25 protein-coding genes are annotated in these 23,032 nt (G+C 40.5%); 15 read left to right on the top strand and 10 right to left on the bottom strand.

Going from position 1 to position 23,032, the window contains the following annotated elements:
- Positions 1–8: 8 nt before the first annotated feature.
- Together LPTSP_RS11015 and LPTSP_RS11020 are read right to left on the bottom strand one after the other, a co-directional pair.
- Complete coding sequence (locus LPTSP_RS11015; protein WP_108928806.1) at positions 9–806, bottom strand: hypothetical protein; 798 nt, start codon at positions 804–806, stop codon at positions 9–11.
- A 39-nt stretch (positions 807–845) separates the two neighbouring features.
- A complete protein-coding gene (locus LPTSP_RS11020) occupies positions 846–1,166 on the bottom strand; it encodes an SH3 domain-containing protein (RefSeq protein WP_108928807.1) in 321 nt (106 codons plus the stop codon).
- A 247-nt stretch (positions 1,167–1,413) separates the two neighbouring features.
- Here LPTSP_RS11020 and LPTSP_RS11025 point away from each other — a divergent pair, with 247 nt between their 5' ends.
- From LPTSP_RS11025 to LPTSP_RS11050, 6 genes are all read left to right on the top strand, one after another.
- The gene (locus LPTSP_RS11025) at positions 1,414–1,734 is read left to right on the top strand and encodes a hypothetical protein (RefSeq protein ID WP_108928808.1); all 321 of its coding nucleotides are present in this window, start codon (positions 1,414–1,416) and stop codon (positions 1,732–1,734) included.
- Between the two features lie 45 nt (positions 1,735–1,779).
- A complete protein-coding gene (locus LPTSP_RS11030; RefSeq protein WP_108928809.1) occupies positions 1,780–2,217 on the top strand; it encodes an LIC13259/LIC11441 family protein in 438 nt (145 codons plus the stop codon).
- Between the two features lie 192 nt (positions 2,218–2,409).
- Entirely contained in the window at positions 2,410–4,527 is a 2,118-nt protein-coding gene (ppk1, locus tag LPTSP_RS11035; protein ID WP_245915614.1) for a polyphosphate kinase 1, read from the top strand.
- Between the two features lie 2 nt (positions 4,528–4,529).
- Positions 4,530–5,948: an FAD-binding oxidoreductase gene (locus LPTSP_RS11040; protein ID WP_108928810.1), complete on the top strand. Its 1,419-nt coding sequence runs from the start codon at positions 4,530–4,532 to the stop codon at positions 5,946–5,948.
- A gap of 4 nt (positions 5,949–5,952) precedes the next feature.
- Entirely contained in the window at positions 5,953–6,309 is a 357-nt protein-coding gene (locus tag LPTSP_RS11045; protein ID WP_108928811.1) for a hypothetical protein, read from the top strand.
- Complete coding sequence (locus tag LPTSP_RS11050) at positions 6,306–7,022, top strand: lysophospholipid acyltransferase family protein (RefSeq protein ID WP_108928812.1); 717 nt, start codon at positions 6,306–6,308, stop codon at positions 7,020–7,022. Before LPTSP_RS11045 ends, LPTSP_RS11050 begins: the two co-directional genes overlap by 4 nt.
- A 10-nt stretch (positions 7,023–7,032) precedes the next feature.
- Here the strand turns inward: LPTSP_RS11050 and LPTSP_RS11055 are convergent, their stop codons facing one another.
- The 3 genes from LPTSP_RS11055 to LPTSP_RS11065 all read right to left on the bottom strand — a co-directional run bounded on the left by LPTSP_RS11055 (position 7,033) and on the right by LPTSP_RS11065 (position 9,662).
- Entirely contained in the window at positions 7,033–7,665 is a 633-nt protein-coding gene (locus LPTSP_RS11055; RefSeq protein ID WP_108929879.1) for a hypothetical protein, read from the bottom strand.
- Positions 7,666–7,829: 164 nt separating this feature from the next.
- Positions 7,830–8,447, bottom strand: coding sequence for a response regulator (locus tag LPTSP_RS11060; RefSeq protein ID WP_108928813.1), 618 nt, complete (start codon positions 8,445–8,447; stop codon positions 7,830–7,832).
- A gap of 342 nt (positions 8,448–8,789) precedes the next feature.
- Complete coding sequence (locus LPTSP_RS11065; protein ID WP_108928814.1) at positions 8,790–9,662, bottom strand: alpha/beta fold hydrolase; 873 nt, start codon at positions 9,660–9,662, stop codon at positions 8,790–8,792.
- A gap of 90 nt (positions 9,663–9,752) precedes the next feature.
- Between LPTSP_RS11065 and LPTSP_RS11070 the strand changes: the two genes are divergently transcribed.
- The 6 genes from LPTSP_RS11070 (at position 9,753) to LPTSP_RS11095 (ending at position 16,650) form a co-directional block, all read left to right on the top strand.
- Positions 9,753–12,095, top strand: a complete 2,343-nt coding sequence (locus LPTSP_RS11070; protein ID WP_108928815.1) for an ATP-binding protein — start codon at positions 9,753–9,755, stop codon at positions 12,093–12,095.
- A 22-nt stretch (positions 12,096–12,117) separates the two neighbouring features.
- The gene (locus LPTSP_RS11075) at positions 12,118–13,629 is read left to right on the top strand and encodes a hybrid sensor histidine kinase/response regulator (RefSeq protein WP_108928816.1); all 1,512 of its coding nucleotides are present in this window, start codon (positions 12,118–12,120) and stop codon (positions 13,627–13,629) included.
- 18 nt (positions 13,630–13,647) lie between these two features.
- Positions 13,648–14,637 carry a phosphotransferase gene (locus tag LPTSP_RS11080; protein ID WP_108928817.1) on the top strand — a complete coding sequence of 330 codons (990 nt, stop codon included), beginning with the start codon at positions 13,648–13,650 and terminating at the stop codon, positions 14,635–14,637.
- Between the two features lies 1 nt (position 14,638).
- Positions 14,639–15,379 (top strand): NTP transferase domain-containing protein, encoded by a 741-nt coding sequence (locus tag LPTSP_RS11085; protein ID WP_108928818.1) that lies wholly within the window; start codon positions 14,639–14,641, stop codon positions 15,377–15,379.
- Between the two features lie 113 nt (positions 15,380–15,492).
- Positions 15,493–16,059: an RNA polymerase sigma factor gene (locus tag LPTSP_RS11090; protein ID WP_108928819.1), complete on the top strand. Its 567-nt coding sequence runs from the start codon at positions 15,493–15,495 to the stop codon at positions 16,057–16,059.
- Positions 16,060–16,071: 12 nt separating this feature from the next.
- Positions 16,072–16,650, top strand: a complete 579-nt coding sequence (locus LPTSP_RS11095) for a ClpP family protease (protein WP_108928820.1) — start codon at positions 16,072–16,074, stop codon at positions 16,648–16,650.
- A gap of 11 nt (positions 16,651–16,661) precedes the next feature.
- Here LPTSP_RS11095 and LPTSP_RS11100 read toward each other — a convergent pair whose 3' ends face one another.
- The 4 genes from LPTSP_RS11100 to LPTSP_RS11115 all read right to left on the bottom strand — a co-directional run bounded on the left by LPTSP_RS11100 (position 16,662) and on the right by LPTSP_RS11115 (position 20,211).
- Positions 16,662–17,273 (bottom strand): GNAT family N-acetyltransferase, encoded by a 612-nt coding sequence (locus tag LPTSP_RS11100; protein ID WP_108928821.1) that lies wholly within the window; start codon positions 17,271–17,273, stop codon positions 16,662–16,664.
- Positions 17,274–17,307: 34 nt separating this feature from the next.
- Positions 17,308–18,207: a hypothetical protein gene (locus LPTSP_RS11105; RefSeq protein ID WP_108928822.1), complete on the bottom strand. Its 900-nt coding sequence runs from the start codon at positions 18,205–18,207 to the stop codon at positions 17,308–17,310.
- Positions 18,208–18,470: 263 nt separating this feature from the next.
- Positions 18,471–18,812 carry a hypothetical protein gene (locus tag LPTSP_RS11110; RefSeq protein WP_108928823.1) on the bottom strand — a complete coding sequence of 114 codons (342 nt, stop codon included), beginning with the start codon at positions 18,810–18,812 and terminating at the stop codon, positions 18,471–18,473.
- Between the two features lie 58 nt (positions 18,813–18,870).
- Positions 18,871–20,211, bottom strand: a complete 1,341-nt coding sequence (locus tag LPTSP_RS11115; protein ID WP_108928824.1) for a glucose-6-phosphate isomerase — start codon at positions 20,209–20,211, stop codon at positions 18,871–18,873.
- 136 nt (positions 20,212–20,347) lie between these two features.
- Here LPTSP_RS11115 and galK point away from each other — a divergent pair, with 136 nt between their 5' ends.
- From galK to LPTSP_RS11130, 3 genes are all read left to right on the top strand, one after another.
- On the top strand, positions 20,348–21,511 hold the full coding sequence (galK, locus tag LPTSP_RS11120) for a galactokinase (protein WP_108928825.1): 1,164 nt from the start codon (positions 20,348–20,350) through the stop codon (positions 21,509–21,511).
- 138 nt (positions 21,512–21,649) lie between these two features.
- Positions 21,650–22,069 carry an STAS domain-containing protein gene (locus LPTSP_RS11125; protein WP_100767446.1) on the top strand — a complete coding sequence of 140 codons (420 nt, stop codon included), beginning with the start codon at positions 21,650–21,652 and terminating at the stop codon, positions 22,067–22,069.
- A 10-nt stretch (positions 22,070–22,079) separates the two neighbouring features.
- On the top strand, positions 22,080–22,700 hold the full coding sequence (locus LPTSP_RS11130; RefSeq protein WP_108928826.1) for a uracil-DNA glycosylase family protein: 621 nt from the start codon (positions 22,080–22,082) through the stop codon (positions 22,698–22,700).
- Positions 22,701–22,707: 7 nt separating this feature from the next.
- Here LPTSP_RS11130 and LPTSP_RS11135 read toward each other — a convergent pair whose 3' ends face one another.
- Positions 22,708–22,989: a helix-hairpin-helix domain-containing protein gene (locus tag LPTSP_RS11135; RefSeq protein ID WP_108929880.1), complete on the bottom strand. Its 282-nt coding sequence runs from the start codon at positions 22,987–22,989 to the stop codon at positions 22,708–22,710.
- Between the last annotated feature and the right edge of the window lie 43 nt (positions 22,990–23,032).

A 23,032-nucleotide genomic window follows, 5' to 3' on the forward strand; every position in this document is an offset into this window, starting at 1 on the left:
ACGCTCTCTCAAGAATGTACATGATTATGAAGATGATTCTCGCAATATTCCTTATCTTCACAATCCACACAATACCGGAATTCCAGTAAAGGGTCTGTTGCCTCAGTGGCTCCACAAACATGGCATTTATGAACTGTGAACACTTGGGTTTGTCTAGCTTTCCAAGCAGAAGTTTTGCGCTCCCGGATCTTGGTTCCCAAGATATCCCTTCCGAAAAACAGAACTAAACTAGAGAGCCCAAAAAATAATCCGGCCCAAGGAAGGCTTGAGTTGAACATTCTCACCTCATCCCCTCTTTCCCAGAACAGATACACAAACAATACGATCCCAATCCATTTCATTCTAATTGGAATGATGAAAAATTCCAGGTTGGGCATACGGATCGCGAGAGCCAACAAAAGACAATCGTAGATCATCTTAGTTTCAACAAACAACGGATAATATAAAGAAAGAACTCCGCCTATCGTAATAAGGAACATTAAAGAAAAGAAAAATAGGTTAAATCGTAGAGAACCCATATCCTCTTCTAAAATTTTGCCTACGGAAAAAACAAGATACGTGTAGAAGATCAAAAAGATCCAAGGCATATAAGTTCCGGCCTGGATCTCAGCAGGAGAAAGTAGATGAAAAACGAATAACCCTGCGTTCCACCATCTTCCTCCGTCAAGCATGTCCGCGGTCAAAACCCCGATCTTAGGATCGATCAATAAGGAGAACAAACTCACAAAAAACGTAATTGCGGCGAAATATCCGGCCGCGTTCTGAAATGAAATAATATCTATAAATTGGTTTCTTAATCTTCTCAATGGAATTCCTTAACAGGAGAATATTCAAAAAGCATAAAATTATTTGACGTTGATAAATTCTAAAAATCCGCCGAATACATAGCCGTCTTTTTTCTTCCACTTCACTTTGACCCAGCGACCTTGTTTACCGTCCTGGATCTCCACTTCTCCGATCTCGCCGAAAGTCTCTACTACGTCTCCGTCTGGGACTATATCTATTTTTTTAGCTTCAATATTAGGAGCGATCCTTAAACGAAGTCCTCCACCTGCATGGACCTTCATGATCTTTTCGATCTTACGAGGTTCCACCTTTTCTGCTGAGGCGCAGTTCCAAACCAAAATAGAAATGAAAGTCAAAAAGAATGCGAGGATCTGTTTCATTCGTTTTCCTGAATAATTAGGTAATGGTTTTTACCCATTCCGAAATCGTCGAATCTAATTCAGTCCTGAGTTTTTCGAGTTTTGCTACCGATTGTATTCTGCCAAAGCGACACAGTATTCTGGATCTATCATGCTGAAGTTTTGAGCAATGATCCAAATAGGTCAATCCATATTAAAATTTGAAGACTTCAGCCGTACCTCGAAAGAAAAAAGAAACCCTTCTTAAAGATCTCCGGTCCAATCTTAAATGTTTGCCCGGGCCTTCATAGGATTAGTCGTATTCTGTTTTTCGTTCACAGTTTCTGCTAACGGAACAATACTATCTTTTGCCGGGACAAAACATTCTAAACAAAGTTTTCATTTAGAACTTTCTCATTCTGTTCTTTCCGTCTTAGTCGCTTTTGAAAAAGAATCCGAAAGAATTGAAACGGAGGCAGTTTCTACATACTGGAAAAGTTTAGGACTATTTTCCTATTCCGAATCCGTTCTTTCTTTTTGGGATTCCGAGGCTCCTTTACATATCTCCGCCTTCGATTCCAATTTATATACGATCCGACTCATCATTTAGAAAGTTCTCCACATATATTTAATTTTTATAATATAGGAGAATTTTATGCGCAACGTATTCACATATATAGCGGCGGCCTCCGTGGTCTCAGTTTCCGCTCCGGTAACTGCGGAATCTTCCGAATTGAGATTATTCCAAAGACTTTCGGTATTTCATGATCAATTACTTTCCAGCGATGACAAAAGAACGAATCCGAAAGGACTCTCAGGAATGATCCTTAGGGCCAAAGAAAGTTCGGGAGAAAGAAGGATAAAATATGCCAAGGCACTGACCTTCGCAGAATTATTGGAAAAGGCGGGCTCAAGAGAAGAACAGGAATTTTTGTATTCGGAGTTATGTTCTTCTTTAAAAGAAATAGCGCCTAAGTTCCAACTCTATTCTTTCCTCTGCCCTAAGACAGGAAAGGTTTGGATCTCTAAAACAAAAGAAGTCCGAAATCCTTATCTGATCGATGAAAGAGAAACAGGAAAACTGATAGTTTAACGAAATCGGAAAGAAGCGGGTTATCTAGGGACCTTCCGCTTCTTTCTCTGCTTATCCAAATTTTTATCCTAGGCACAGAAACTCATTCCTCGGTAAATAGATCGTCAGAATTGACGTTTGAAAAGCAGGCTTGACTCTAAGCCCGTCGATTTTAAACCAGAAGAAAGTAGGACAAAATCTGTGGCCCAAAAGATAAAATCGCCCGAAACCCAGACCTTAGGAAGCGGAGGTAATGGAAACAAGGGACCGATCCATATCGGTAACTCCGATATCTTTTTCGATCGGGAACTTTCCTGGGTGGATTTTAATAAACGGGTCTTAGAAGAAGCAAACGATCCTGAAAATCCGCTTCTGGAACGTCTGAAATTTTTATGTATCACTGAATCGAACTTGGACGAATTCTATATGGTCCGCGTCGCAGGTTTGAGAAACCTACTGGCAGAAGGTAACGACGAAAAAAGTCTGAATGGCCAAAGAGCTTCCGAGATCTTAACGGATTTATCCAATAAGGTAAGAAGTTTCGTAAACGATCAATACGAAACCATGAATCAAACTCTGGATCAGATGAAAGAGAATGGGATCCATCTCATCTTAAATCCGGATGAATTAAACAAAAACGAAATAGAAGACATCAAACATTATTATAAAGAAGATGTTTCTCCGATCTTAACTCCTCTTTCTATAGATCCTTCCCATCCATTTCCTCATATACTTAATAAATCCTTAAACTTAGCGATCGTGCTGGCCACAGACGACGAAAAAACGGGACTTAAAAAAGATCTGTTTGCGGTGGTACAAGTGCCTTCCGTATTGCCCAGGTTCTTACAACTCAAGGGAGAAGGTAAGACCAGAAGATTTTTTCCTCTGGAAGAGATCATCAAACTACATGTGGATGACTTATTCTACGGAATGTCGGTAAAAGAAGTTTATCCTTTCCGGATCCTACGGGACGCAGACATCTCCATAGACGAAGAAGCTTCCGTAAAAGACCTACTCATCACTATGAAAAAAGAGATCCGAAACCGTATCTGGGGAGACGCGGTCAGAATGGATATTTACGAAGGAACCTCTCCTTTCGTAAGGAACACTCTAAAAGAACTCATGGAACTACAAGACCATGAGATTTTCGAGGTATCTTCTATATTAAATATTAGTGATACGATGTATTTTTACGGACTGGAACATACTTCCAAGTTCAAGTATCCATTCTTCCAACAGAAGACCACTTTAAAGTTCGAGTCTCCAGAGAAAATTTTCGAAGCGATCAAAAAGAAAGATCGATTATTACATCACCCATATCAATCCTTTGGAGCGATCGAGGATCTGCTCCGGATTTCCAGCGAGGACCCGAAAGTTTTAGGGATCAAGATGACCTTATACCGCACAAGCGGGGACTCTCCTATTATCCAATACTTAGGACAGGCCGCGGAAAACGGAAAACAGGTCACAGTACTTGTGGAGTTAAAGGCAAGATTCGACGAAGAACGGAACATCAAATGGGCCCAAAAGCTGGAAGAAAGAGGGGTGCACGTAGTATATGGAGTAGTAGGACTCAAGATCCACAGCAAGATGCTTCTGATCGTAAGAAGAGAAGAAGAACATCTAGTGCGTTATGTGCATCTTGGAACCGGAAATTATAACTCCACAACCAGTAAATATTATACAGATCTAAGCTTCTTTACGGTTAATAAGGATATCACTGAAGATGTTTCGACCATCTTCAATACGATCACCAGCTACGCAAAGATGCCTTTCTTAAACAAACTGGCCGCTTCTCCCCATAACCTGAAAACGGTATTTTTGGCCCTGATCGAAAAAGAGACCGAAAATGCTAAGGCAGGCAAACCGGCTCGTATCATTTTCAAAATGAACAGTTTAGTGGATCCTCACATCATATTAGCAATGTATAATGCTAGTCGTGCAGGAGTGATCATCGAACTGATCATCCGAGGGATCTGCTGTTTAAAACCTGGGCTTCCTGGAATTTCGGAAAATATCACAGTTATTTCCATCGTAGGTAGATTTTTAGAACATACACGTATCTATTATTTCCTTTCCGGCGGAGAAGAGAGTATCTTCCTCGCTTCCGCAGATTGTATGCCTAGAAACTTTGAAAGAAGGATCGAGGTCCTATTTCCTATACTGGATGCAAAGAATAAGGACCGGATCAAAAAGATCTTAGACGTTCAGATCAGGGATAACGTAAAAGCAAGACTACTTTCTTCGGACGGGGTCTATCGTAAAAGAGAAAGGGTAGAAGGCGAGAAGCCTGTGGATAGCCAGATCGAAAGAATGAACTTCGCGGAATAAATATGAGTATCAGCCAGGAAAATAAAAACAAACTCAAGTCCCTATTGGGAGAAGATAGGGTTTTTTTCAAAGATGAACCCCAGATGGATCAGGCCACATTCCTTTCTTTCGGAACTGACAGAACAAAAGTATATGTTCCGGATTATGAAATTCTAACATTTCCTAAAAATACCCAAGAAGTCTCTGAGATTGTAAAATTCGCATTCGAGAACGATATCAAGATCGTTCCTTCCGGGGGAAGAACAGGTTACGCCGGGGGAGCGGTAGCTAAATCAGGAGAGATAGTGATATCTCTCTCCAAGATGGATCAGGTTTTGGATTTTGATCCGTTCTTCGGTTCCTTAACCGTGCAGGCAGGAATGATCACTAAAAACCTACACAAAGAAGCCGAAGAAAGAGGGTTTTATTTCCCTGTAGACTTTGCAGCCACAGGTTCTTCTCATATAGGCGGCAATATTGCGACTAACGCAGGCGGAGTACGAGTAGTTCATTACGGACTGATTCGCCAATGGGTATTGGGACTGAAGGTAGTCACAGGAACTGGAGAGATCCTGGAATTCAACGGCGAGATCCTGAAAAACAACACTGGTTACGACCTAAAACATCTATTCATTGGATCAGAAGGAACATTAGGGATCATAACAGAATGTACCTTAAAACTGACCAAAAAGCCTGTTGATAATCGTATCCTTTTCACCGCAGTTCCGGACTTCCCATCTATATTAGAATTATTTAAAGAAACTCATAATATGTCCTTACCAATTTTGGCATTCGAGTTTTTGACAAAATATTGTTTGGACAAGGTGATAGATCACTTACATGTTCCGGATCCTTTTTCCGAAGTTAGCCCATATTATGTTTTAATGGAATTCGAGATTGCGGAAGAATCGGACGACGAGAAATTATTCTCCTTTTTAGAAACCATCTTAGAAAAAGGTTATGTTTCCGATGGAAGCTTAGCTCAGAACTCTAGACAGGCTGAAACCTTCTGGAAATATAGAGAAGGCATCAGTGAATCTATCTCCATCGATTATACGGTTCACAAAAACGATATCTCTCTTCCTCTTCGGAATATGAATCCGTTCTTGGAAGATATGCAAGCATTGCTTTCTTCTAAATATCCCGGCTTCGAGGTTGCACTTTTCGGTCATATAGGCGACGGGAACCTTCACTTGAACATAGTAAAACCTAAGGATCTTTCCGATGCGGAGTTTTTCTCCCAATGTAAGAAGGTAGACCCTTCCATGTTCGAACTATTACAAAAACATCATGGATCTATTAGCGCGGAACATGGGATCGGCCTTTTGAAAAAAGATTTTCTACATTTCTCTCGTTCTTCTGCCGAGATAGAAGTAATGAGGTTGATCAAAAAGGCTCTGGACCCTAAAAATCTTTTGAATCCGGGGAAAATTCTCCCGTAAAACCATGAACAAGAAGCTGTCCGGTTTTTTTAGGTTTCTGACCGTAATTACCTGGATCGTATTTGCAGGTTACAGTTATATAAAATCCGAACCTGAAGTTTGGATCCCTACCTATCTAACCGTGAGTCTTTTGTATTCCACGGAATGGTATTCTTTCTTTCATGATCCGGGCAGAAGGATCTTAATCGCCGGTTTAGGAAAATCGATCGGCATAGGATATTTTGTTTGGGGATTTTATAATTTCTTAGACAATCCTAAACCGGACCTTGATTCCGAAGTTTTCAAAGACAGCATAGGGCTTGCACTATCCTCCATCTGGCTATTTTTATTACCCTTTTTCCAAGGGAGAAATCGAGGATGAAGATCGCAATTTCTTCCTTTATAGCCACTATAATATTAAAAATTATTTATATGACTGTAAGGTGGACTAAGATCCATGTCCCCCCAAAATCAGAAGAATTGCTACTCCAAAAAAGAGGATTCGTTCTAGCACTTTGGCATAATCAAATCCCGTTCATTATCGATTTCACATATAAGTTTTATGTAAAACGTTTCGGCTTGGAAGTGATCCCTATGGCGTCCCAATCCAAGGATGGAGAATTGGTCACCAGAGTGATCGCTCATTTCGGAATGAGGCCTAAAAGAGGTTCCAGTAAAAGAGGAGGAGCCGCTGCATTAAAAGCCTTGGTCCAAGACGCTAAAAAAGGTAGCATCAGTCTCATCACTCCTGACGGCCCTACCGGCCCGGTTTATACTCTCAAACCGGGGATTATACAATTAGCATCCATGACAGGATTCCCTATATTATCATATTACGCCAAATACGATCATTATAAGATCGTACAAAGTTGGGACAGAACACCTGTCCCCAAATTATTCTCCAAAGCAGAGTTCTTTATTTCCGAACCATTCTACGTTCCAAAATTAAAGGGAGAAAAAGAACTGGAACTCTGGAGAAAAAAATTCGAAACATTCATGCTGGATCAAGTAGGAATTTCCCAGCTAGAGGCGGAAAATCTAAGGGAAGAAGTAAGACTGTCACTCGAAGCTAAAAGAAAACCGAAGAAAAATTAGAGATTTGTAATTAAGCTACTCTTAATCTGTAAAAACTCCAGTGAACTATAAAGATCCTGGACATTAAGAGATATAACGCCTTTCCGTTTTGTTTGGATTCCACAGCTGATTCGAAAGCGGAGATCAATTCTCTCAAAATTTCTCTTTCTCCCAGATCAGATATCAGATCCAGATCAATAGAAGACAAATTTTCATCCTCAGGGAACTTGAGATCGTTGGATTCTAGAAGTATCTCTAAAAGTTTCTCCGCTTCTATAAGTATGGACTCGACGGTTTTATCAGGTTCTTCCGGTCCATTTAATAATGAATATATTCCATCGGACAGTTCCAAGATTATACCACCGATTGCGGAATCTTCTCCATTCTCAAATGTATGATTGACTTGGTCTAATTTATCTCTCAATAAAGATCTTACTTGAGAGAAGGAGTTTGCAGCGTACTGCATTTCTCCCTCGTCCATGGATTCCTCGAAACCCTGTAACCAATCAGGTCCAGTAGGCTCGAAGTCGTCCCAGTCTGCCCATAAAGACTCGCAAGCCAGAAAGACTTGATCCGTAGTACTTCCTACATGCTTATAAGTGGATACTACTACAGCGAGACGAGCCAGAGCTTCGGACCATTCCGTTTCTCGGATCTCCATCATGTCGTATACCATACACTAGTAACAATCCTGTGAAAGCAAGTTTCCCTATTATTTCAAATTAGCTTGGTTTTTATTTTATACTCCTATAAAACTAATCTTTCCGCGTCGCAAAAACTAATGTGTACTGTCACAGTAAAATTAGTCATTTTGGATTAGTGAAGTTTTCAGAAACGAGAATATTTGCGAACCAGATCCACTCTCGAGTTCACTTGTAATTTTTTAAAAATACTTTTAATCTGTATCCGAACGGTGCCCTCTTTCGTTCCAAAGTTACGCGCTATGTCCTTGGTCCTATAACCATTGATGATATGATTCAAAATTTCTTTTTCTCTCGGAGTTAAAGAATGTGTTTCCTTAGTTGGAGGTTTTCGGAAAAAAGAGATCACCTTAGCGGCAGCACCAGGAGAAAGTATTCCCCCTTCTTTCATTACCATTCTCGCTACTTCTTTTATGTCTTTCAGATCTTTTTTGAGAACGAATCCGACTGCACCCGCTTTCATAGCTTGCATCAGAGCTTCGTCAGTATCTAACGTAGAAAGCATAATATACTTTGGGTCGTTATCCAGATCGGATCTTTCTTTTATATAATCGATCCCGGATTTACCTGGAAGGACTATATCCATAAATACAAGATCAAATTTATTCTGATGATTTTGCGACAAGTCTTCGGTAGAAGAAAATACTTCCACCTGATCCACTTCTTCCATCACAGAGAGAGTGTTTGCACAGTTCTGAGCAAACTCGGAATTGTCTTCAACTATAGCGATTTTAACTTTTTCCATTTTTTATCCGCCAGCCGGCTCCTTGTATTACGGTTTTTTGATTCTAATTTCTATATTCGTTTTTCAAAAAACTCGGACGAAGGCGGGAAGATTTTTTTTAATTTTATAAAGTGTGATTGAGAATTGGTCTTTATTTTATAGAACAATATTATCTGAAATTTTTCATGATTTTTTCCAGTTCGAGTGTCTGTCTTTTAAAACTCAGAGATAGAATTTCCGAAGGGAAAATAACTAAAAAGAGCTTTATATTTTATTAATAAATAATTTATTTCCTAAAATATAGTTCGACATCAGCCCTTCTTCTCCCCCATTCAAGGAGGAGAGATCTGTTAACTTTAATCTTCAAAGCCAAGAATTGATCTTTTCAGCGACTTCTCTCGGTCTTTCCATATGAAGAGCGTGTTTCGCGTTAGGGATCCAGACCAGTTTACTTTTCTTTAAATAAGAATGTAATTTTTTCACCATAGGAGGATCCGTGATCGGATCTTCTGTGCCGGAGATGATCAAAGACTTTTGGGAAACAGCGGAGAGTTTTTTACCTAGAAAAATTTCTTTCTCTCTGTCCAGAGTATTCTCCGTTAAAAACCGATGAGCTAAATTATTCCACTGACTAAGCAGGGCCTTTTTGGCGATACCGCCCAATTCCGGAACATTCTCCTGATACAATGCAGTAAGAAGCCTTTCGATCTCCTCTGTTTTAGAAGGAAAAAGTAATTTTCTCATTTCGTCTCTTTGCGGATGCGGAATTCCACCGGGCGCAAGCAAAACAAGTCTCTGGACCCTTTTTTCTTTTTCAGAATCGCGGATGGCGATCATCATCGCGATCAAAGATCCCATAGAGTGCCCGGCCAAAACCACATCGTTTAACGCGAGTTTGCGGATCGAATTGTAAAGAAGGTCCGCAAATACGTCGACTTGGTACAAATATTTCACTTTAGGAAGTGGACTTAACCCGAAACCGGGAATATCCGGGACCAAAAGATTGAAGTCTTTTCGTAAAAAAGGAGCCAGTCTCCTAAAACCTGTGGCAGAATCCAGAAGTCCGTGGACGAAAAAAAAAGTTTTGCCGGATCCTTGGGCAGAAGGTCTCTTCAAAAAGAAAATTTCATGTCCGCCTAGGTCGAGACGAAGGCGCTGAAAGCCCAGCTCCTTCTCCATAAATCGAATTTTTTGCCAGGTATAATTTCGAAGAAAAAGTTCGTATACAAAATCCATAGATTGGGTCAATGATTCCCTCTCTAGTCGAATCTAGCAAGGAATCCAAATCAATTTTACGATGCGGAATTCCGATATTATATACAATTCATGAAGAATCGGGAATTAGTTCTACTATTAGAAAAGGCCTTCTTTCCCGCCCAGGAAGGAATTCTAATCTTAGAACCCGTGAGTTATAGTATACTCGGTTCGAATCCAAAGGCATGTTCCATCCTAGGTTATGATCCAGATGAACTAAAAAACCTTGGCCTTAGCAACCTGCTCGCTCGTCCGGACAGTATCGGAAGTTACGGGAACGGAGCGGAAGAATTAGGCATCTCTCTTCTTTGGAATTTGAGAAAGAAGAACGGCTCACTTCTACTCGCGGACTTCACGATCAATGCATTCTCCCAAAGTCCGAATTCACCTTTAATCTTTCATATCTACCAAAGATCAGAGATCAGAGAGATTGAACTCAGATTATATTATCTCCAGAGTATATTAAGAACTCTAAGGCTTTTAAAACTAAATTTAAGATCACTTCGGTTGAGCTCGGAGAGTACACTCTTTCAAAAGATCTGCGATACCTTAAAAGAAAATCCTCATTATAGTTTGGTCTGGGGTTTTTATAGAAGAGAAGATGGAACAGATCAAATTCTGATCCAATCGGACTTGGATTCTAAATGGAGAAAAAATTTAGAAACTGCTTGGGAAGAAAAAAAATCCAAATCTCCTTTCGAAACCCTTTTAGAAGGAAAGGAACAATTCCATATTTATGAATTCGGCTCTAATGTGTATCCGGAATGGGAAGAAGCATTAGTTGCAAAAGATTTCAGAAGGTCCTTAAGTCTGATCATTCGAGAAGAAGGTAAAATTATAGGCGGGATCCAGATCATTTCTAGAGAGAATATGGCGTTCGATTCCGGAGAGAACTATCTATATTTCGAGATAGTCGAGGATCTACTTTCTTCTCTTCAATATCTTAGGATCGAAAAACAAAGAAGAGAAACCGCAAAAATACTTCAATTCCAGGGCGCTCTTTTAAACTCTCTGGAAGTCCCTCTTTTATCCACTGACGACGAAGGATTTATCACTTACGTTAATAATAATATCAGTGCTCTATTAGGAATTTCTAAAGAAGAGATAGTTGGAGTCCAGGTCAGAGAACTTCTAAAATTAGAACCGGAAGCAATGGATATGATCCTTTTGGGTTCCAGAGCGGAAACCAGGATCACGATCCGGGGCAGGCATGAGGTTCCGTTCTTATTAGCTTCTTCTTCCCTAAAAGATGATTATGGGAATAGGATCGGTACTATCTTACTACTTTTGGATATTTCGGAACAGAAGAAGAATGAAGAACTGATCCGTGCTTCGGAGATGAAACTTAGGAACTTATTCGCCTCAATGAATAACGGGATCGTAATATTAGATCCTCAGGGAAAAGTCCTGGAAGTAGCTCCTATTCTGAAATTTTTCCTATTTCAATTTTTGAATGTGGATGTGGACGACGAGTTCCCCTCCCTTTTCCCAGAAGAGGCGCAAAAAGGTATCTTGGTTAAATTAGAAGAATGTATCCGCATTCAAAGAGCGACCTACTTCGACTTCTCCATGGTATTATTGGGAGAAGAAGAAAATTACTTTTCTATAAAGTTCCTTCCGCTCAAAAAATACCAAGACCTTCCGGTTGCCGCGATGTTGATATTCTCAGATGTTACCCAAACCAAGATCCTGGACAGGCAATTATACGAGACTGCAAAATTCGCATCTATCGGAGAGATCGCTGCAGGTATCGCTCACGAAGTGAATAACCCTCTCCAATCCAGTTTGTTGTATCTGGAAGATCTTTTGGAACATGAAGATCCCGATCCTATTGAAAGAAAAAAAGTTTATAAGAGAATAGAAGGTGCTGCCTTACGGATCAGAGATCTGATCAAAGGTCTTTTGGATCTGGGGAGAAGAGCTCCAAGAAAGAAAGAATTGGTTTCTCCATATTTTATTCTTTTGAGAGCTTGCGAACTCATCGAAGTGAGTTGTAAAAAAAATGGAATCGAATTGAAACGGGTTACTAATCCGGAACTTCCTCAGATCCATGTTGCTTGGCAGGAAATCGAACAAGTATTGATCAATTGTCTAGTTAACGCAGTTAACGCAATTTCCGAAATGGAACATAAACCGGCTAATCCATTGATACAAGTTTCCGCACGAAAAGAATTATATTTGAACGGAGAGATGGTGAGTTTTACCATTCAAGATAACGGTCCCGGAATGAACGCCGAAGTCGCAGAGAAGGCATTTCTACCTTTGTATACGACGAGGAGAACCAAACAGGGAACTGGACTCGGATTGACCATCTCTCAGCGGATCATCACCGACCATGGCGGGACCATTCACTTGGAATCCAATCCGGGACAAGGTACCAAAGTCACTGTCCGAGTGCCTGTAGGAAAGATATGATGAACTTATTCTTTAAAAATATATGATAAGGGAAAAAAGTCCCAACGTCTTGATCATTGACGACGAAGCAGAAATCAGAACCGCTTTGGAACGTGTAATTTCGAGAGAAGGATATCATGTTCTTCTCGCGGAAGATTTTGAATCCGCGATGAAGATCGTGAGAGATTATGCGATTGATATCGTAATTTCGGATATCCTAATGGGCGGCAAAGACGGAATAGAAGTCGCGAGAGAGATCAAAAAATATAATTCTAATATTCCGGTCATACTCATCACAGGCAACCCTCAGCTTCATACTGCAGAAGAAGCCCTTAGAAACAAAGTATTCGATTATATTTCCAAACCTGTCAGCAGGCAAAATATTCTAGCTGCATTGGAGAATGCTCGCAAAGAAAAAGAAGACAGAGACAGAAAATCCAAAAAGATCATAAAGGCTGTCAGGGAAAAAACCCATCTAGCGCAACAATCCAAAGATTTAAATTATCGTAATAGTCTCATTTTAGAAACTACAGGAGACTGCGTGATTACTCTGGATGAAGATCTGATCATCCGAGGAGCAAACGAAGCGACGATCCGGAATTTCGGATATGACGAGAACGAAATTGTAGGGCAAAAGATCACACTTTTGATCTCTGAGGAAAATACGGACGCCTATCTGGAACGGATCGCTCATTTAATGAGCCGCAAGTCCGACCACAATATCGCCAGATTACATAACGCGGAATTGGTCAGTAGAAACGGAGAAACATTCAATTTTGATATTTCCGTATGTAGATACGAACTGAATGGAAAAACTTATTATACCGGGATCGCGAGAGATATCACTCAAAAGAATATTATCTCTGAAAAACTGATCGATGCGGAAAGAAGAGCATTCCTAACCACAATCGCATCTAGCATTGGTCACGAGATCAATAATGCACTCACCGCTATCCAAGGTTTTATAGAAGTAGCAAGACTTCCTGATGCGGATGAACCCATCAAAGACAAAGCAATTCTAGTTACTTGGAACCAGATTACAAAATTAAAGAACCTAACTTTTAACTTGCTTCAGCTAGGAAAACCCGGCGATTCAGGCAGAAATAAAGAAACCTTGGATCTAAACGAAGTGGTGGAATCGGTCATAGAAGTTTTTAGAAAAACCACTCGTTTAAAATATTGTGAGATCGTATTTAATCGAAGTCCCGACAAAACACCGGTACATTCCAACGCTGATCAATTGAGCCTTTTATTCTCTAATATCTTTTTAAATTCCGCAGACGCTACGGATAATAAAGGAAGAATAGAGATCTCGGTAGAAGAAAAAAGCCATCATCCTATGGTCAAGATCAGAGATAACGGAGTCGGGATGAGTAAGGATATTTTGAACAAGATCTTTCAACCTTACTTCACTACTAAAAAGACCGGCCAAGGTACAGGCCTTGGGATGTTCGTCGCAAAAGAGATCGCAGACGTATTCGGGATCCGAATAGAAATCGATTCAGAGCCGGAAAAAGGTACCGAATTCCGCTTGGTCTTTCCGGACAAATTGTAGAACTAGCCATACTTGGCTATGAACGAAGTTTTAAGTGAGATAGATTTTCGCTTCCTTTCGATAGACGGAAAATTCCCGGAAAGAATAGATTCACTCAACCCAGAAGCTTCCGCACGCAGATATTATCGCGCAACGTATCCCGACGGAGCCACAAAGATCTTATGCAAAGACAAAGTCTTTCAACATGACTTTCAAGAAGTGGGGCATTTTTTAGAACACCATGGCTTCAAGGTCCCTAAAATATATAAGACAGACGTGTTCAATAAGCTCATGCTTCTGTCGGACGAAGGGAACTCCGACCTAAGTTCCATCCAAGAAGATGCGGAATACAGAAATTTTTTAGTAAAATCTTTGGAATTACTGGTCTCTCTCCAAAAGACCAGGCCAGAACCACCCGTTTCCACTCGTGAATTTGATTACGAAAAATTGAATTTCGAGAATAAGTTTACGTTTTCTTCATATATAAATTTCTCCGAAATGTTCAAACTCAAGACTAAACTCAGACCAGAGGTAGTTTTTTTTCTGGAAGAATCTTCTGGATTTTTAGCGGAATATAAAGAAAAGGTATTTTGCCATCGGGACTTTCACGCTAGGAATATCATGCTGTCCCCTTCCGGCGAATTGACATTGATCGATTTTCAGGATGCAAGAATGGGAACTCCGTTTTACGATCTTTCCAGTCTGTTATACGATGCGTATAGACCGATCCCATTTGCAATGAGACAAGGACTTTTTCTACTCTTTCTGAATCTGAGTGGCAATAGGTTTTCCAAACCTAAAGAATGTTATTATTTACAATGCTTACAAAGATCCTACAAAGCACTTGGATCTTATTTTATGTTAGTGGCGGAAAAAAAACAGGACAAGTATAGGAAGAGTATGCTTAACTGTTTAGATAATCTACTAGAGATCGTACAAGTGGGGCTTTTTCCGGACCAACTGTTCCTATTCTTTCATCTGTTAAAAAAAGAGTTGTCCGAGAATCCAATGTTCTTGGAAAAAATCTAGAATGAAGGCATTTTTTCCATGTGCGGGTTTCGGCACCAGAATGGGAGAATGGACTAAGTCTCTCCCAAAGCCTATTTTAAAAATAAATAATATCCCTCTCATTTATTATTCCCTGTTTCATGCCAAATCTTGGGGAGTAAACGACGGGATCTTAAACCTGCACTATTTTGGAGAAAAAATACAGAGAGAGTTAAACGGTTTTAAAGACTTTCAATTGCACTTTTCTTCGGAAACTCCCGAAATTTTAGGAACCGGAGGAGGGATCCGAACTGGGATCGAAAGATTTTGGGATTTGCAGGACGACTTTCTGGTTTTAAATCCTGATTTTATCCTTTTTCCGGAACCTGGATTTAATCCTTGGCCGAGTCCGGAAGAACGAAAAAAGTTCGATTGTATATTATATTTAGCTAAAATTCCTGAAAATGCAAACTATACAGGACTAAGCCTAAAAGACGATTTAGTTAGATTCGACGCAGGAGCTTACTTTTATCTCGGGCTTTCCTGGATGAAAGCGGAATGCCTTTCCTACCTGGAACCGAACCGACCTTTTGATCTCGCAGATACATTTCGTAAACTTTCCGCCCAAAACAAACTAGGCGGAAAAATTTTCCCAGGAACACTTTTGGATGTGGGAGAAAAGCAGTTTTACGAGAAATATAAGGATACAGATTTCTCAGACAGGCTTTCGAACGACTGGATAGAGTTTAGAAAGAGAAATTCAATCCGGTCCGAGGGCATGTAGGAGCTCCAACATCGCGATTCAGGCCCATCTAGAACAGGGTCAGGAGACCCAAAAATGCAAAAATAGTTTAGATCCGTACACCCCAAAATGCAAACTGGGACCCTCTAACAGATATGCGCGATTTTAAAGTACTAGTCACAGAAGCTTCCAAAGGAGAAGAACCGGCTTGGACGGAGTTAATGACCCGTTTCGAAAAATACGTAAGTAGTCAGGCCGTTAAAAGGATCCGGGACCAATCCAAGGCGGAGGATCTGAGCCAAGAAGTATTTTTAGAAGCTTGGAAAGTTCTTCCATCTTTAAGGCAGCCGGAAGCGTTTCCGTTCTTACTCAGAAGGTTGGTACTGAAACATTCTGATCGTATCTTAAGAAAAAAAGATCTGCTCGGAACAGAGTTAAATCCTGAGATCACCAGAGCTGCTCCTCGTTCAGGAGACAGTTGGAGAACGGAAGTTTTAGATGCTTTAGAAGAACTTCCTAACGAAGAGAAACAACTTTTGAACCTGAGATATTTCGGCGAGATGAGTTACGAAGAGATCACCGAAAGGACAGGGATCCCGATCGGTAATTTAAAAAACCGTTTGAGAAGAAGTAGGGAATTATTACGCAGACAACTTTTGAATAAATCGGATAGAAAAGATTGGTTGGAAGTCCTACACGGAACTATGGCAATCGCTTCCTGATTGGAGAATAGAATGACTGATACTTTAGTTGAGCCGATCCAATTTCAGGGACTTCGTTTAGAGGATAATCAACTCAAAGAAAGAAAAATTTTTCTCTGGGGTCAGGTAGATGATTCTTCTGCAAAACATGTGATAGAACGTTTATTATATCTTTCTAATCAAGATCAGGAAAAGGATATCACTCTTGTGATTAATAGTCCGGGAGGTGCAAATACTTCCGGCATGTCTATTTTAGATACCATGGATCTGATACCGAATGATGTAAGCACTGTTTGTATGGGACTCGCCGCGAGCTTCGGTGCATTACTTCTTCTTTCCGGGACAAAAGGTAAAAGATTCGCATTCCCGCATAGCAGGATTATGCTGCACCAACCTCATGTTCCTGGAACTTACCAAGCAAAGGCGACGGACATTGGGATCTTTGCTTCTATGATAGAAAGAGACAAAAAGGAAATCAATCGTATCGTTTCTGAAAGAACAGGACAACCCTTGGAAATTGTGGAAAGAGATACGGATAGAGATCTATGGCTCACCCCAACTGAGGCACAAATATACGGTGTGATAGACGGGGTACTGGAGAACTGGAGATAGATTAAGTTTATTTAAACCTGAGGTTTTCCTAGTTTAAATAAAAGATTCCCTCTTACAGTAGGCCATTCTTCTTTCGTAATACTGTAAACTGCGGTATCTCTTAGAGTGCCGTTTTTACTGATCCGATGGTTTCTCAGGACCCCGTCTAGCTTTGCTCCTAATCTTTCGATCGCTTTCCTAGATGTAAAATTCATAATATGTGTCCTGAATTCCACCGCTATACATCCTAAGGTTTCGAAGGCATGTTCCAATAGCAGAAGTTTACATTCCGTATTCACGAAAGTTTTTTGGGCCGATTTAGGATACCATGTGGCTCCGATCTCCAACCTGCGAGCATCCTTTTCTATATTCAAATATCTTGTAGTTCCTAAAAGTTTTGAATCTTCCTTTCCGATCACTGCAAATGGAAGAGAAAGCCCGACTTCTTGTTCTTCTAACGCTTTTTGGATCCAGGCCTTCATTCCTTCCGGTTCCGGAATATTCGTGTACCAAAGTTTCCAGAGTTCTCCATCCTGAAGTGCTTCCGTCAATGCATCTGCATGTTCCAAGCCAAGAGGGATCAACTCAACACGATCCCCGGAAAGACGTATGGGTTTAGGAGGATAATAAGTGGAAGAAATCATACTTTTATAATATAAGAAGGACCGAAAGTTAGATCTATAACTTCAAATAGCCTGATAAACACCAAGCACAAACTTCTTCCGTAAATGGAAGATCTTTTGCTTTTGCCACCACATCAGGAGGAACAGTATGGAAGAAGATCCGATCGTCCACAGTTCTTCCACAGATCTTGCAGACTGAGATTTTCCAAGGAGAAATGGTTTCTCCATCCTTCTCCGCTTGGGAATGAGATCTGAAAGGTCTCACATCTTCGTCGTTTTCCAACCTGGTCCTAAGAGAAAGATATTCCCCATTAAAACCGATCTCTAACCGAAAAACATGCTCACCTTCTGCAGTATCGAATCTAAGAAGGTTCGGATCCAATCCTATTTCCTTAAATTGTAATATAGCTAATGCGATCCCTATTTCTCGTCCTTCTTCATCGAAAGGATAATCTTCGTAGTATTCCGAAAGATCATGGTAGGACTTTGCTCTGGAAAGATATTCCGTCAGAGCTTCTTCCGCTTCCGAAGTAATGGGGGCTAAATTCGCAATCTCTAAAGAAACTCCCGAACCGGAGTGGTGGATCGTGGTCCTAAGGATAGAACCTTCTTCTTTTAATCTGTTCCTTAATTTTAATGGATCGGAGAAGTCCCAATTAGTTTCGAATTCAGCTTCTCTTTCGGTTAACGATTCCGAACTAAGAGGATCCCAGCCCTTCTCAGTATAGTAGGAATTCCTACAATTTTCTTTAAAAGCCATTTCTAATAGGGAATAAATGAGAGAAAGGGAAGGAGGAAGAATATCCGTCTTTTGGTAATATTCTAAACAGAATCGGAGATAATTCTCCACATTAGATTTATAATATTGCGAAAGCACCACTCCATGAAGAACGATCTTTTTTCCGAGTTCCATCGCACGGATCAAACGTTCCTTTTTGGCTAATTCTATTTCCATCCGCTTATGGAGTTTTGGCTCCCCGCAAAAGTATCGGGAGATTGGGGCCTCTGTCTGCCTTTTTTTATCGATCTGAGATTGAAAAAGAAACCGGTCCCCGGCAAGGACCTAAGCCCAGAACCCGGGACCGGCTAAATTGGTGCTATATTGGATGGGAAAATATTACTAAGTGATCTCCGAAAATTCTATTTTGAGCGCAAAACTAGGCAACGCTTAGCTGAAAGCGGAGTACGACTAGGCCATACCGGCTTTCAAACCTTAGATTAAGAGATGGAAGGTGGAGGGATATTCAGCAGATGCTGAGATAATAATTTATTGTGTTGGAATTGAAACCTATCCTGGCGGGAAGTATTTGAATTAGAGAGACCTGGAGTATTTATTTCAGAAGCTAAAAAATCTACCAAAACCGTTTCCGAAGGATCGGAGGTTTCGGCGAGATCGCTTAATTCTTCTATATCGGTCTCTTGTCCGATGATTGTTTGTGATTGGTCGGACTTCTTCCCGGGATAAGGGCTATTGGATGGTCCAGAATGTAGAAAGAATAGTAGAGTAAATAAGGCTAAGGAAGCCGAAACGAACCTTAGTTTTTTTCCTCTTAGGACCATACTGATCTAATCCGAAACCTGAACGAATCTCTGTCAAGCTTTTAGAGATTCTTTTTGTTTAGACTCCTTTTTTGCGAAGGGACTCTCTTAAATTTTCAAAACCTGGTTTTCCCAGTAATGCGAACATATTTTTTTTATAGGCTTCTACCCCAGGTTGATCGAATGGGTTTACACCCAGTACATTCCCCGAAATACCGCAGGCGAGCTCAAAAAAATACATTATTTGGCCTAGGCTATTAGGACCTGTATCCGGAAACAAAATCTCCAAACAAGGTATCCCGCCTTCAGAATGCGCTACTAAAGTGCCAAGAAAAGCCTGTAAGTTCACTTCTTCCAAGTTTTTAGAAGCTAAAAAATTCAGCCCATCTAAATCGTCTCCATCCTTGGGAACCAAAACCTTTGCTCCGGTATTCTTAGAATAAAGTACTGTCTCAAAAATATTACGTTCCCCTTCTTGTAGGTACTGCCCGAGAGAATGTAGATCGGTAGTGAGTTCCACAGAAGCAGGAAAAATACCCTTACCTTGTTTGCCCTCACTTTCTCCAAACAATTGTTTCCACCATTCGGTTAAAGTGCGGATAGAAGGATTATAATTAGCGATGACTTCTATCTTCTTTCCGGATCTATAAAATAAATTTCGATAAGCGGAATAAATACAGGCAGTATTTTTATGCGGAGAAGTTTCTGAGATCAGAAAGTCTGAAGCTTCCGAGAATCCTTTGCAAAAAGAGAATATATCCACTCCTGAAGCCGCGATCGGAAAAAGTCCGACAGGCGTTAAGACAGAATATCTCCCGCCTACGTTATCCGGAATAGAGAAGGTCGTAAATCCCAGCTCATCCGACATCTTGCGTAATGCACCCTTGGAGCTATCAGTTGTTGCGACTATTCTATCTTTTGCTTTGGCCCCATACTTTTTTTTGGTCAGATCCCAAAGCAAACGAAATGCCAAAGCAGGTTCGGTAGTAGTTCCAGACTTGGAAACCACATTGATGGAAAATTCTTTATTCTCTAAATATTCTAAAAGTTCAGAATGATAACGCGCGTCTAAATGATGTCCCGCATAAACGATCTCAGGAGATCCCAAACTTGGAGTTTTGAAATAAGGTTTGGAAGCCTCGATAACGGCCTTAGCTCCTAGATATGAACCGCCGATCCCGATCACAACGATCGTCTCGGATTGTTTTCTAAATCTTTGCGCCTCGGAATGAATTCTTTCTAATTCTGATTTTTGGATCTCTCGGGGAAGTTGGACCCAACCTAAAAATTCTGAGCCTGGAGATTTTCCGGACAGAAGATTTTGTAATGCAGTACCTGACTCTTTTAATAAGAGTTCGAAGGTTTTGGGATCTGCAAACTCCGAGGCAAATCTATCGTTTATTTCTAAAGAAAAGGCCACCAATATTCCTCAAAACAGGACATCCGAGACAAATTACTTATGTTAATTGGAATAGCAAGGAAAAACGAAAGAATTCAATGTTCTAATTTTCCAAAATCCCTTGTAAGTATTTAAGTCTTAGATTTTATTTTCCAGAATGACTCTTTCCATCCGAGAGAATCTATCCTCTTCTCTTTCCAGTATTTTTCCGGATGAACCAGGCCTTGGCCCCGTTCGTTTTTTCTCCGCTCCTGGCAGAGTGAATATTATAGGGGAACATGTGGACTACGCAGGAGGCTTGGTATTTCCTGCTGCAATCGATTTCAGAACCAATTTTGCGGTTCGGACTAACGGACTCGGACTTTTCAGATTATATTCTTTGGATTTCCAATCCGAACTTGTAACAAAAGATCCGATCTACTCCGAAGAAAAACCGTGGGCAAATTATATCTTAGGAGTTGTCTCAGAAGCACTTAAATTAGGTTTAAGGGTAGAAGGTTTCGACCTCGCCTTTACAGGCAATATCCCCCAAGGTGCCGGGCTCTCTTCTTCCGCAGCTGTAGAAGTCGGGATCGCATTTGCACTTTCTAAAATTTTTTCCTGGGACATCACTCTGGAAAAGATCGCATTACTTTCACAAGCAGCAGAGAATCATTTTGTAGGAGTTAACTGTGGGATCATGGATCAGTTCGTGATCGCTGTTGCTAAACCTTCTACTTGTATCTCTCTAAATACCGAAAGTTTGGAATATTCGTATCATAGTTTGGATCTTCCTGGTTACGAATTCTATCTGATCGATTCTCAAGTCCCACATAGTCTGAAAGAAAGCGCATACAACGACAGACGAAAAGAAGTGGAGTCTGCAACTTCAAAATGTAATAAAATTTCTCCTGAAGTCCGGACCTTAAGCCAGGCAAACTTCTCACTAATAGAAAAAGCAGGGTTGACTACTAACGAATTCAAAAGAGCCACTCATATTTTGGGAGAAAGATCCAGGGCTCAAAACGTTATCCGCTCCTTAAAGGATAAAGATGCGGAGAAGGTCGGAAAGGAATTGTTTTCTTGCCATGAGTCTCTCTCCAAAAACTTTCAAGTCTCCTGCGAAGAAACGGATTTTATCGTAGAATGGTTCCGTTCTGAAAATGTATTAGGAGCGAGAATGATAGGAGGAGGTTTCGGAGGTTGTGTCCTAGTTCTGGACAAAGAAGGCAGATCTTCTTCTTTATTCTCCGAATTCGAAAAGGAATATTTCCGAAAATTCGGACTAAACGCAAAGATCTATAAATTCTCTATCTCTGAAGGTGTAAGAGAAGACCCTTAAGAGATATATCTTTTTGAATTACAAGTTGGAACAATACATGCTTCTCGCGAGAGTATGGAAAAAACTGGATAAAATCCTTGCAGAAACCGCTAGTACTTCGATAGTCTTCGCATTCGGTAAAAATAAGCGACCACAACTATGGCAGACACTCCTTGGAACCTGGACAGTAAAGATTTCGATCATGACGCACCCGAGTTAGGTGTATTTCTGGATCAGGATAATATTCCAGATGGTCTTCCTAAGGAAGCAGTGGTTGTTAAAATTTCCGGAGAGATTAATTTATATTCCGCCCAGATCATGAAAGAAAGATTCTTTCATCTACTCGATCGAGGATTCATTTATCTTCTAGTGAATATGGAAAATGTGAAGTATATAGATTCATCCGGACTGGGAGTTTTTATGGCGACACATTCCAGACTAGTCAAGAGCGGCAAGGGTGGAATCGCAGTATTCTCTCCTTCTTCTCAAGTGAATAAAATTTTGGAACTTACCAAATTAAAAAGCCTGATCCGAGTAGGAAGTACTTCCAAAGAGGCTTGGAAACTTTTAGCGCCTTGACCAGTTGGCGATGAACGATTCCCAAAAATTCAAAAAACATCTAGATACCTTAATTCATTGCAGACTTTGTCCGGACATGGTGGGCAAACCTGTACATGGCGGCATCCCCGGCGCAAAAATTATGAGCATAGGCCAGGCTCCGGGTATCCACGAAGAAAAATTCGGGAGACCATTCGCTTACACTGCGGGCAAAACTTTATTCAAATGGTTTTCTTCCATTGGAATAGAAGAAGAGATCTACAGATCTAAAGTGAATATGGCCGCGGTTTGTAGATGTTTCCCAGGCAAAGCAAAAAGCGGAGATAGAAAACCGAATCCTTTCGAAGTGGAAAATTGTTCCAAATTCATGCGCTTCGAAGTTGAATTCAATCGACCTGAACTTATCATCCCCATAGGCAAATTGGCGATCGATCAATTGGTAGAGAATAAAAAGTACAAACTGGACGAGGTCATCGGCAAGAAGTTCAAAAAGAATTTTTACGGAGTGGAAATAGATTGGATCCCTTTGCCTCATCCATCCGGACTAAATGTTTGGAATCATACTCAAGAAGGTAAGATACTGATAGCAAAATCCTTGGATCTGATCCGAAAACATCCTTCAATCAAAAGAGAATTCTTTTCTAAAAAATAAGATCAAATCAGACAAGCTGTTTGTCCTTCCAGAACCACCATTTCATTTTTTCAGGTTCAGGATCGGGGGTTGCGGAAACGTAGACTGCACAACGAAATACGTACAGCATACAAGGATCTACTCGAGTGCCTTGGTAATCGCAAATTTCTTCGTATAATTTTTCAGGATCTAATTTTGCGAGTTCCGCTTTGCTGCGAACTCCGAGATTCCAAAGATCCTCTGCAATTACTTTGCCCACTCCGGGAAGAGTGCGAAATTCTTTTAATACTTCGGATTTATCCGATTTCATAAAGAAGGATCTTATAGGACGTCCGTCCAAAAATCAAGTGACT

The organism is Leptospira johnsonii (assembly GCF_003112675.1).
Taxonomy (GTDB): Bacteria; Spirochaetota; Leptospiria; order Leptospirales; family Leptospiraceae; genus Leptospira_B; species Leptospira_B johnsonii.